Below are 11,717 nucleotides of genomic sequence, written 5' to 3' on the forward strand. Positions count from 1 at the left end.
ACAATAGCTATATTTTACCTGTTATTCGTGTTTCTCGCAAGATGAGAAGGAAAAGAAAGGAAGAAAAACATGGTCAAACGATTGATAAGTGCAAACTATAGTGAAATCAAAGAAATGTCGGCGCAAGAATTGAAACAATCCATTAAAGCGAGCGAAGGACGAGTAATCGTCTGTGAAACGGTGGTTCAAACCATGCCACAAGCTGGCGATATCACCAACGCAGAAGTCGCGGCAGCTTTTGGGGCTGACTTAATTTTGTTGAATGGGTTTGATTGTTATCGCCCAGCTATTTTTGGGATGCCTGGTATCACATTGGAGCAGCTGCTTGATCCTAAACAACCGATTGAAAACCCGATTCCTCAACTAAAACAACTGATTGGACGACCTGTCGGCATCAATCTTGAGCCGATCCCAGCTACGACGGAGATGATGAGTGAAAAGATCAGCATCAGTCAAGGCCGAACAAGTTCGGTTGACACCATCAAAAAAGCCCAAGAACTCGGGGTGGACTTTCTCTGCTTTACAGGCAATCCTGGAACAGGTGTGACCAACCGAGAAATCGCTAAAGCAGTAAAATTGGCAAAAGAACATTTCTCTGGGTTGATCATCGCTGGAAAAATGCACAGTGCCGGCTCAGATGAGCCTGTGGTTGATCGAGAAGCCATCATTTTTTACGCTGAAGCTGGGGCAGATATTTTGTTACTGCCTTCCGTTGGCTCGATTCAAGGCTTTCTAGAAAAGGATCTGATTGAAGCTGTTCAAATTGCCAAACAATATGACTTATTGACGATGTCAGCGATCGGAACGAGTCAAGAAAGCGCACGTCCAGAAACGTTGCGGCAATTAGCCATTATCAACAAAACCTGTGGGGTCGATCTGCAGCATATCGGTGATGCCGGCTATGGCGGCATGGCACCGACCGAAAATATTTTTGAAACATCGGTTGCGATTAGAGGCATGCGCCATACGATCAATCGTGTCGGGCGTTCAATCAACCGTTAAATCAGAAAAAAATACTAGCGAAGGAAAGCGAAGAATCGTTCTGCTTCGCTTTTTGCATTTTTTTCGCTAAGTTAGAAAGAAAGGAGGGAACACAAAATGAAACAAGCATTGATCATTTATGGAGGTTGGGAAGGACACGCCCCAAAAGAGACCAGTCAGTTTTACCAAACGTTGCTGGAGTCAGAAGGATATCAGGTGACACTCGCCTCAGATTTTGAACCTCTCTATCATAAAGAAGAATTAAAAAGGCTGGATCTGTTGATCATGAATTGGACGCGTGGAGAATTACCTGATGAGCCGCTGCAAAATGTCACTCAGGCTGTAGCAGAAGGAGTAGGATTAGCAGGAGTTCATGGCGGCTTTGCTTCGGCTTTTCAAGCCAGTAAAGGCTGGTTGTTTCTGACTGGCGGCTGTTTTTTGGCACATCCTGGCGGCTTGGAAACGACCTATAGCATCGATCTTACGACAAATCACTATATTACGGCAAATACGCAATCGATCCCTCAGTTGACGACGGAGCAATACTATTGTCTGGTTGATCCAGCCGTCACTGTGTTAGCTACCTCAACATTTGCCGCTAAAGATCATCCGAATGCAGCTAACCAAGAAGTCATACTGCCAATGATGTGGATCAAAAAATGGGGCAAGGGCAGAGTCTTTTTCCAATCTGTTGGACACAGTCTAAAAGAGCTGAAAGAGCCGACCATTCAGACTTGGACCAAGCGAGGCTTTCTATGGGCCACCAGAAACACATTGACAGATCCGTTGAAGAATAGTCGGTATAGTGAGTCATCAGAAAAACGAATGAGGAAATAAAATCGTGCAATCGTTTTACTTTATGGAAGAAAATAAGCATGGTACACTTTATTTGTATTTGATTAAGCAGGAGGTAATGTGGAATGGGAAAATTTGGAAAAAGTTTTTTATCGCAGGTAATATCTGACGGAATCAAAGGACCATTTGTCACGATCATGCTCAATACGCATGTCGGCCACCAGAATGTCGAAAAGGATCAAATCAAATTTAAGAACTTTGCCAAAGATGCGAAGCGCCGCTTTGAAAAGAAATACCCAGAACATTCTTGGGATCTTTTTCAAACGAAAATTGATGAACTGCTTGCAGATCAATCATTTTGGCGCAACAGTACAACAAGTGTGGCGGTGATTATCACCCCAGAAGAGGTACTGGTCCATCGGTTAAGTATTCGTGTGGATGATCAATATTACGTAGGGGAAACCCCTTATGTATTAGCTGTCATCAAAAATGCACAATTTAATTACCCATTTTATCTCTTAGCGTTGAATCGCGATTCAATGCAAGTCTATCAAGTTGAAAACAATCAAGTGCGTGAAGTCGAGTTGCCAGAAGAGGCACCGACGACGATTGAAAAAGCGCTGGGGGAAGAAGTCACTGGTGGTGGTAACTTTAATTACAGTGCTCAAGGTGGCCCTAACTCAGGGGGAGAAGGCGTTGCTTATCACGGCTTTAGTGCCAAAGATGAAGAAGTCGAGATCGATCACGTCAACTACTACCAAGCAGTTGATGCATTTTTCAAGAATGATTTTTCAAATGAAGAGCATTTACCAATGTATCTGTTTGCATTACCAGAAAATCAAACGCTGTTTAAAAAAGTGGCAAAAACGAACTTTTTCAAAGCAGAACCAAGTATTTCCTCTTCCCCAGCATCGTTATCCTTGAAAGAGATCCAAACGTGTACGCATAAGTTGATTGCAGAGTTGACACAAAAAGAAGTTGGGGAATACGGCAAGCTGTTGGATCGAAAATTTATTGACCAATTGGTTGATATCGTGCCTGCAGCCAAAGAAGGCCGGATCGCCTATCTGTTTGTGGCTACCTCAAATCTCGCCGATGGTTTTGGAGAAGATCCTGATACAGAGTACGATCGGCGGCAAGTGTTAAATACACTGGCAATCGATGTTTTAGAGAACGGCGGTGAGGTATCTATCTTGGAACAAAAAGATGCCCCTGGAGAAAAAAGTTTGACGGCGATTTTGCGTTACTAAACGCAGTTGCGACATTCGTAAATAAATCGTTTCCAAAAAAGAGAAGACTGTTGCAGATCTTTAATGCAGCAGTCTTTTTGCGAATCATAAAAAATTTAAGGCGTTTTCATTTTTTTTGATTTTCTATTAGTCATAATGAAGATAATGTGCTATAATACAAAGTGTAGTTTTTGTTACGGTAAATTATGGTAGCTTGTTTCATCTTAAACATCTTCCACATTTTCACCTTATACAAGTAATTGCAAAATATGTGTATAAACACAAGGAGGATTTTTATTATGGAAACAGGTACAGTTAAATGGTTTAACTCAGACAAAGGTTTTGGATTCATCACTGCAGAAAACGGTAACGATGTATTCGTTCATTTCTCAGCTATCCAAGGCGAAGGCTTCAAAACTTTAGAAGAAGGTCAAGCAGTGACTTTCGATATCGAAGACGGACAACGTGGCCCTCAAGCGACTAACGTTAACAAAGCATAATTAGTGAATGCCTTTTAAGAGCAGCTTAGCTGCTCTTTTTTTGTGCGCGAGATAGTTGCTTGCAGACAAAGGAGTTGTTATACTCTTAAAAAAGGAGGCACATTTATGGGATTGAATGAATTTATTCTCGGATTGGCTAATTTAGAGAAGATCCAACGAGCGCCGGGTTTTTTTAAGTTTACTGAGCACAGTGTCGCTGCTCATTCATTTCGAGTAACGATGATTGCCCAGACCTTAGCTGATATCGAAGAAAAGGCGGGGAATCAAGTCAATTGGCAAATTCTCTACGAAAAAGCCTTGAATCATGATTACACCGAACGTTTCATCGGTGATATCAAAACGCCGGTCAAATATGCGAACAAAGAATTGCGGGCAATGTTATCAACCGTTGAAGAAAAAATGACCGATGCCTTCATCGAAGAAGAAATTCCAGGAAGCTTTCAAGCAACGTATCGCAGACGCTTAGCGGATGGCAAAGACAACAGCCTTGAAGGGCAGCTATTAGCAATTGCGGATAAGATCGATCTTTTGTATGAATCTTTTGAAGAGATCTCAAAAAGCAACCCAGATAAAGTATACAAAGAAATGTTTCGAGAGGCCGTTTTAACCGTCAAAGAGTTTCAGCATCGTCCGTGTGTCACTTATTTCTTTGAAGCCATTTTTCCAGAGTTACTAAATGCAGATTTTTATGGCAAGACTGCTTTTCTAGAAGAAATCGCGGCTTTGGTGGAAAAATAACCCAAACGAAAAAACGAAAAATCAAGAGATGATCCATCTCAAGGGCTCCAATGAAACAAGTGAGGGGATCAGGTTTGATTTTTCGTTTTTTTGTTGGATTAAAGTAAAGATTCCGCTCCATCAATATAGACTTCCGTTCCAGAAATATTGCCGGCAGCCTCTGAAGATAGAAAAAGCACAAGGTTGGCGACTTGTTCTGGCACGCCTGTTTCTTGCTTTAATGGTCGAGAACGTTCTGGATATTTGACGGGGATCTCAACGCGAGCAACCTCTTCTTCAATTTCTGTGCTGGCATCGATATTCGTCGCGATCGCCCCAGGGCAGATGGCATTGACCCGAATATTATAACCAGAAAGTTCCAGCGCAGCCATTTTTGTAAAGGCGACTTGACCTGCCTTAGACGTACTGTAAGCAGTCGCACCAAAATTGCTGAAGATGCGGTTTCCATTGACTGAACTCGTAATGACAATGCTGCCACCGTTCGTTTTCATAAAGGGAATGGCTGCTTTGACGGTAATAAAGGTACTACGTAAGTTTGTGTTGATCGTCTGATCCCATTCTGCCACTGTCAGCTCTTCGATCGGTGTCCAGGTACCGTTGATGCCGGCATTGACATGGAGTACATCGAGACCGCCTAGTTCTTCTACAAGACCACTCATTGCTTCTTGCAGCTTATCCGCTTCAGTGACGTCAACAGCTCGATAATGGGCTTGTGCTTGATAGTCAGCAAGAAACTCCTGCAGCTCTTCTTCGTTGCGATCAATTAACCCAACAAGTGCGCCCTGTGCTAGAAATTGTTCTGCCACCGCTTTTCCAATCCCTGAAGCAGCCCCCGTTACAATCACTCGTTTGTTTTTGAAATCATTCATTTTTTTCGCCTCCTTATAGTAAATTATAAAAAAGATCGCTTTTTTTGTCGAAAAAAGCGATCAGCGAACAGCAACAAACTTCTTCAGCTAGGAAACGCCAATGGTTGGTTTTCTAATTTTACCTCCCGAGAACCCTCTTATCTAGTGGGAAAACAGATGTAATCGCCATTGATTTTGTAGTATAATGCAGACAGTGTGCAAGGAGGAATACAATGAAACCCATATACGCTGTGGTGGATCTTGAAACAACAGGAACCGATTCGACGATTGATCGAATTATTCAATTTGGCTGTGTCTTAGTCCAAGATGGCAAGATCATCAATCGTTTTGCCGCAGATATCAACCCTGACCGCAGAATTTCTAAGCAAATTCAACGATTGACACACATCACAAACCAACAAGTAAGCAAAGCGCCATATTTCGAAGACGTAGCTGATACGATCTATAACTTACTCAGCAACACGATTTTTGTGGCACATAATATTTATTTTGATTATCATTTTTTAAGCAATGAATTTGTGCGTTGCGGGCTACCGCCTTTATCACTTCCCGGAATCGATACGGTGGAATTGGCGCAAGTGTTTCTACCAACAGAAAGCAGCTTTCGTTTAGGCGATCTGGCAGATAGCATCGGCTTTCGTCATGATAACCCGCATCAAGCTGATAGTGATGCAGAAGTGACCGCAGCTTTATTTTTGTATATCGAAGCGATCATGCGAGAACTGCCCCGAACGACCCTTAAACAAATTGCGCTTTTAAGTGGTCAAATGGGCATGCAAACGAGTGACTATATCCATGGAATCTTAAAAGAAAAAGGCCCAGAGTTGGCAGAAGATTTAGAAGTGATCGACGGTATCGTCTTGCGGAAAAAGACCGTCCCGCTTTTTGAATCTACGCATTTTCAAGAAACGTATCCGAAAGTTAAAACGGAAAAAGAACAGCGCTTTGGCCAGCACTTAGTCTATCGGAAACAACAAGCACGCTTGATGAATGCAGTGTATACGCATTACACCCAGCCAGAGAAAAATCTGATCATTGAAGCAGAAACAGGCATGGGGAAAACCATTGGTTACTTGTTTCCAGCCGCCTATTTAGTGACACCAGAAAATCCGTTGATCGTTAGTACCTCTTCAATTCTATTGCAAAATCAAATCATCAACAAAGACATTCCTTTGGTAAACCAAGTACTGCAGCAACCTTTGCAAGCAGTTTTGGTCAAAAGTCATCGTCATTACATTGATTTGCAGCGTTTTAAAGCGACCCTTGATCAACCGATAGAGCAAAAGCAATATGCGCAATACCAAATGGGGATCTTAGTTTGGCTGACTAAAACAGAAACGGGGGATTTCGATGAATTGAACTTGGTTCGACTTGATCATCCTTTATTTACCGACATCCGCCATCGCGGCGTTGCTTTTTTAGCCAAAGATCAACCCTTCTATGAACAAGATTTTGTTCGACATTTATATAAGCGGATGGCGCAAAGCAATGTTTTGATCGTCAACCATGCCTTTTTGATGCAGGAAAACCGGCGAGCGCAGCCATTGTTGCCAACGAGTGATTACTTATTGATTGATGAAGCCCAACAGTTGCCGCAACAAGCAGAAGGCTTTAGTCAACATGTCTTTGACTCTGCTCACTTCAAGCGGCAGTTTTTACAGCTAAATGAAGAAGGGCTATTTGAAGAAATTGCCCAAATCATTACCGAGGATGACTTTCTGCAACGGATGTTCTCGTTGTATCGAAACGCGTTGTCGATCTTGGTCGAAACACAAGAACAGTATTTTCGCAGTTTGTCGATCGATGCGCCAGAGCTACAAGTCGTGCACCATGACGACCTCTATGATGGCACGTTAGAACAAGACAAGCTGCATCAGAAATTGAGCCTTTACTATCAAGAAATCAATGAGATCCAACAACAGTTGCGTCAGCGATTCGAGTTGACCAATGATCGGTGGTATGCAAGACAACGAATCGTGATTGCTCGTTTGTTTGATTTCTTTGGTCAAATGGAAACCCAGGAACAAACGGTGACCGCATGGTTGACTTGGTGGCATCCTCGTTACGTTCATTGGTTGAAAAAGCATCCCCAGTCAGGAAATGCTGTGATTGAATTAGCTGATCTAGAAGGGCATTCGATCGTGGAAAGCACGTGGTATCAACGCTATCAGCACATCATTTATCTTGGAGGGACATTGAAGATCCCAGGAAATAAAGAATATTTTGCCCATCAGATTGGCTTGACCGATGTGCCAGTCAAAACGATTCCCGCTTTTTATGACTACAGCAAACAAACTCGACTCTATGTAGTTAAAAAAGGACTCTCGATCCAACAAGCATCAGCTGCCGAATACGCGGATTATTTAGTCGAAGCGTTAGTCCCAATTTTGTTTGACAATCCGCAACCAGCGCTTGTGTTGTTTACGGCGCACGAAACTTTGAAAAATGTCTATGATCGATTGAATAAAAAAGCCCTGCATTATGGCAGAGAAATCGTTGCTCAAGGAACTGGCGGAACCCGTGAGAAAATCTTAAAGAAATTTTTATTAGCGGAAAATGGCATCTTATTAGGGACTAGCAGTTTTTGGGAAGGGGTTGACCTACCAGGTCAGGCCTTGAAGATCGCTGTGGTGACTCGCTTACCTTTTGAGAATCCTAAGCAACCAATGGTCCAAGCACGGCATGCCTTCTTGGAAGCAGAAGGCATCGATTCTTTCAAAGAAGATGCCTTACCTAAAGCGATTCTACGGCTACGCCAAGCGTTGGGGCGCTTGATCCGTTCTGAAGAGGATACAGGCGTGATGGTCGTCCTTGATCGACGCTTGTTATCAACGAAGTATGGCAAACGGATGGTCAAAGGTCTACCTAAAAACTTACCTCTGATTGAAGCTAGTCCAACCGAAATTGCCGAAGATATTCAACATTTTTTTGCGCAAGAGGAAAAAGCGGCGGTTGATTTTGAAAAATGAGTCGAACATCTGATATAATGAGTTTTATTTAAGATTGGAGTACGAAGTGTGAAAACAAAAGACAAAGAACATCGGCGAGTGATTATTTTGCTGAGTGCGATCACGGTTTTACTGGTCGTTATTCTCTTCGCTTCTATTTTCTATCTCCGTTCTTCTCGTCCAATGCGGCAAGCAAGAAACGAAGCGATCGAAATAGCAGAAAGATACACCGATTTAGCAGAGGTCGAACAATTTTATTGGTTCACCCGTGAGGAAACATCTTTTAGCATTGTTGGAAAAGATACGAATAACAATGAGATCGTCGTGATCATTCCTAAAAGCGGCGAAAAGGTTTCCGTTTTTAATCAAGGGGATGGATTGACGGAAGCACAGGCCAAGGCCTTCGTTCGCGAGAACCATCAAGGGCAGGAAATCCAAAAAGCAGCATTGGGTATTTTTAAAGGCGAGCCCGTTTGGGAAGTCATGACCAAAGACGACCAAGGCCGCTTGAACTATTATTTGATTGGTTTCAAAGATGGAGAAGAAATCAAAGCGGTCACTGACCTATAAAAAGGCGCTTTTGATAGACAGAAATTTGGATCGTAGGAAGGATGATAAATATGGTACTTTCAAAAAGAGCAGAAAAATTAGAACCCTCCGCTACGTTAGCGGCATCTGCTAAGGCAAAAGCATTAGCAGACCAAGGTGTAGACGTATTAAGTCTAACCGTCGGTGAGCCCGACTTTATTACCCCGAAGAACATTCGCCAAGCAGCGATTGCAGCGATTGAGAGCGGCAAAGCTAGTTTTTATACAGCAACTGCTGGGATTCCTGAGTTAAAACAGGCGATTCTTGCTTATATGAAAGAGTTTTATGGTGCTGACTATGATTCAAACCAAGTGATTGTGACGGATGGCGCGAAATTTGCCCTTTATACGTTGTTTCAAGCGCTTCTTGATGAAGAGGATGAAGTACTCATTCCAGTTCCTTACTGGGTCAGTTATGCGGAACAAGTCCGTTTAGCAGAAGGGACACCTGTGTTTGTTGAAGCTAAGCAAGCAGCAGATTTTAAAGTTTCTGTTGCTCAATTAGAAGCCGCTCGTACAGAGCAAACGAAAGCCATCATTTTAAACTCGCCTGCCAACCCAACAGGGGCGATATACTCAAAAGAAGAATTAACGGCAATCGGCAACTGGGCAGTGGAAAATAATATTTGGATCATAGCGGATGATATCTATGGTCGTTTGGTTTATAACGGCAATACCTTTACATCAATCGCTAGCCTATCAGAAGAGATCCGCAAACAAACCATCGTGATCAACGGCGTTTCTAAAACCTATTCTATGACTGGGTGGCGGATCGGATTTGCTGTCGGCGATGCAAAAATCATCAAAGCGATGGTCGATATCGCTTCCCAAGCTACCAGCAACCCGCCGGCTGCTAGCCAATACGCTGCAGTTGAGGCACTGACTGGTAATCAAGAATCGATCGAAGTGATGCGTCAGGCCTTCGAAGAACGCTTGAACAAACTATATCCGCTAATTGCCGCTATTCCTGGTTTTCAGGTGACGAAACCCCAAGGCGCGTTTTACTTGTTCCCAAATGTCAAAGAAGCCATGACAATGTGCGGCTATCAAACCATTGATGCCTTCGTAGAAGCTTTACTAATGGAAGCCCACGTGGCAGTAGTGACTGGTGCTGGTTTTGGCACACCGGATTATTTACGGATCAGCTATGCAACTGATTGGGACACGTTAGCGGAAGCTACCAAACGAATCCATGATTTTGTTGAAAAGAAACGCCAAAAAGCTTAAAATGCTCTATGGTGCCTTTATTAATTAGATAGGAGAGAATCAAGTGGAATCTATTCAAATTTTAGATGCAAAAAAACACGTTGGCGAAACCGTTCAAATCGGAGCATGGGTTGCTAACAAACGTTCCAGCGGCAAGATCGCCTTCTTACAACTTCGCGACGGAACAGCGTATTTCCAAGGAATCGTTGTGAAAAGTGAAGTAGGTGAGGAAGTTTTCCAATTAGCGAAAAATTTAAATCAGGAAACTGCCGTACTGGTCACTGGGGAAATCAGAGAAGACAGCCGCTCAAAATTTGGCTATGAAATTGGCATTTCTGGTTTAGAAGTTGTTGGGGAAAGCCATGATTACCCAATCACACCAAAAGAACACGGAACAGATTTCTTGATGGACCATCGTCATTTATGGTTGCGTTCCTCAAAACAACACGCCATCATGCAAATCAGAAACGAAATCATCCGGGCAACGTATGAATTCTTCAACAAGAATGGCTTTATCAAAATCGATCCACCGATCCTAACCGGATCAGCACCAGAAGGAACGACCGATTTATTTGAAACCAACTATTTCGATCAAAAAGCATATCTATCTCAGTCCGGTCAATTGTACATGGAAGCTGCCGCTATGGCGTTTGGCAAAGTCTTTTCTTTTGGACCAACTTTCCGTGCCGAAAAATCAAAGACACGTCGTCACTTGATTGAATTTTGGATGATTGAACCAGAAATGGCCTTTATGCACCAAGAAGAAAGTTTAGAAGTCCAAGAGCAGTACGTGGCATTCTTAGTGCAAAATGTGCTCGATAACTGTGACTATGCGTTAGACGTCTTAGGTCGTGACCGTGAAGTCTTGAAAAAATACACCAAATTACCATTCCCACGAATCTCTTACGATGATGCAGTGGAATTATTACAAAAGAACGGCTTTGATGATATTCAATGGGGCGATGACTTTGGCTCACCACATGAGACCTTTATTGCCAATTCATTCGATCAGCCCGTCTTTATCTTAAACTATCCAAAAGCCATCAAACCTTTCTATATGAAGCCACATCCAACGAGAGAAGATGTCGTGATCTGTGCCGATATGATCGCACCAGAAGGCTATGGCGAGATCATAGGTGGATCTGAACGTGCCATCGATCATGAATACCTCCTAGAGCAAATCCGCGCCCACGGCTTGGACGAAAACGAATACTCATGGTATTTAGACCTACGCAAGTACGGCTCAGTTCCTCACACCGGCTTTGGACTTGGACTAGAACGGACCGTTACCTGGTTATCAGGAATCGAGCACGTAAGAGAATCCATTCCGTTTCCACGGTTGTTGAATCGGATTTATCCGTAAAGTTGACATAAGCTAGTACTAAAAAAATGGTGCTAGCTTTTTTAGTTTGAAAAAATACTGTGCCTTTTAGGTTGAAATTCCCACATTATAGCTATATATTTATATGGGTTATACGATAAGAATCAATTTTAGAAACAAAACAATAATAGAGGTAAAAAGAAAATGTGAGGAGTTTTTAAATGCTGAGTTTTTTTAAAAAATATCCATTATATATACAAATATTTTTGATTTTATTTGCCAGTTTGATTTTAATTTTTCCGCAGTTATATCTGCGAGGAGTTATTATTGGTTCTGACGCTATCTTTCATTATAATCGCTTTTATGATGTAAGTGAGCAAATAAAAAATGGAAATTATCAATACTTTATATCAATGTATGGGTTTCAACAATCCGGACGAATCATCAATGCTTTGTATGGTCCACTATTTGCATATTTCCAAGGAATTATTGTAATAATTTCAAAATCGTGGTTTCAATATCAAATAATATCCAACTTTATAC

Annotated in this window: 10 protein-coding genes and 1 pseudogene; 10 read left to right on the plus strand and 1 reads right to left on the minus strand. The window is 42.3% G+C overall.

Annotated features, from left to right (window positions below; all coding sequences use genetic code 11):
• The first annotated feature begins 69 nt into the window (after nucleotides 1–69).
• From A5877_RS14475 to A5877_RS14495, 5 genes are all read left to right on the plus strand, one after another.
• Nucleotides 70–1,002, plus strand: coding sequence for a PEP phosphonomutase (locus A5877_RS14475; protein WP_086317028.1), 933 nt, complete (start codon nucleotides 70–72; stop codon nucleotides 1,000–1,002).
• Nucleotides 1,003–1,098: 96 nt separating this feature from the next.
• Nucleotides 1,099–1,818 carry a ThuA domain-containing protein gene (locus tag A5877_RS14480; protein WP_086317030.1) on the plus strand — a complete coding sequence of 240 codons (720 nt, stop codon included), beginning with the start codon at nucleotides 1,099–1,101 and terminating at the stop codon, nucleotides 1,816–1,818.
• A gap of 83 nt (nucleotides 1,819–1,901) precedes the next feature.
• Complete coding sequence (locus A5877_RS14485) at nucleotides 1,902–3,026, plus strand: hypothetical protein (protein ID WP_005236938.1); 1,125 nt, start codon at nucleotides 1,902–1,904, stop codon at nucleotides 3,024–3,026.
• 278 nt (nucleotides 3,027–3,304) lie between these two features.
• Entirely contained in the window at nucleotides 3,305–3,505 is a 201-nt protein-coding gene (locus tag A5877_RS14490) for a cold-shock protein (protein ID WP_003126918.1), read from the plus strand.
• A 105-nt stretch (nucleotides 3,506–3,610) separates the two neighbouring features.
• Nucleotides 3,611–4,243, plus strand: a complete 633-nt coding sequence (locus tag A5877_RS14495) for a YfbR-like 5'-deoxynucleotidase (protein WP_008381147.1) — start codon at nucleotides 3,611–3,613, stop codon at nucleotides 4,241–4,243.
• A gap of 98 nt (nucleotides 4,244–4,341) precedes the next feature.
• Here A5877_RS14495 and A5877_RS14500 read toward each other — a convergent pair whose 3' ends face one another.
• A complete protein-coding gene (locus A5877_RS14500) occupies nucleotides 4,342–5,112 on the minus strand; it encodes an SDR family NAD(P)-dependent oxidoreductase (RefSeq protein ID WP_005236936.1) in 771 nt (256 codons plus the stop codon).
• A gap of 212 nt (nucleotides 5,113–5,324) precedes the next feature.
• Between A5877_RS14500 and A5877_RS14505 the strand changes: the two genes are divergently transcribed.
• The 5 genes and pseudogenes from A5877_RS14505 to A5877_RS17285 form a co-directional block, all read left to right on the plus strand.
• Entirely contained in the window at nucleotides 5,325–8,081 is a 2,757-nt protein-coding gene (locus tag A5877_RS14505; protein WP_008381153.1) for a helicase C-terminal domain-containing protein, read from the plus strand.
• A 48-nt stretch (nucleotides 8,082–8,129) separates the two neighbouring features.
• Nucleotides 8,130–8,630 carry a DUF5590 domain-containing protein gene (locus tag A5877_RS14510; protein ID WP_086317031.1) on the plus strand — a complete coding sequence of 167 codons (501 nt, stop codon included), beginning with the start codon at nucleotides 8,130–8,132 and terminating at the stop codon, nucleotides 8,628–8,630.
• Between the two features lie 50 nt (nucleotides 8,631–8,680).
• Nucleotides 8,681–9,874 carry a pyridoxal phosphate-dependent aminotransferase gene (locus A5877_RS14515; protein ID WP_086317033.1) on the plus strand — a complete coding sequence of 398 codons (1,194 nt, stop codon included), beginning with the start codon at nucleotides 8,681–8,683 and terminating at the stop codon, nucleotides 9,872–9,874.
• 43 nt (nucleotides 9,875–9,917) lie between these two features.
• Complete coding sequence (gene asnS, locus A5877_RS14520; protein ID WP_005236932.1) at nucleotides 9,918–11,216, plus strand: asparagine--tRNA ligase; 1,299 nt, start codon at nucleotides 9,918–9,920, stop codon at nucleotides 11,214–11,216.
• Nucleotides 11,217–11,395: 179 nt separating this feature from the next.
• Nucleotides 11,396–11,717: pseudogene (locus A5877_RS17285) on the plus strand (hypothetical protein); the annotation flags it as partial.

The organism is Enterococcus sp. 3C7_DIV0644 (assembly GCF_002141235.1).
Classification (GTDB): domain Bacteria; phylum Bacillota; class Bacilli; order Lactobacillales; family Enterococcaceae; genus Enterococcus_D; species Enterococcus_D entomosocium.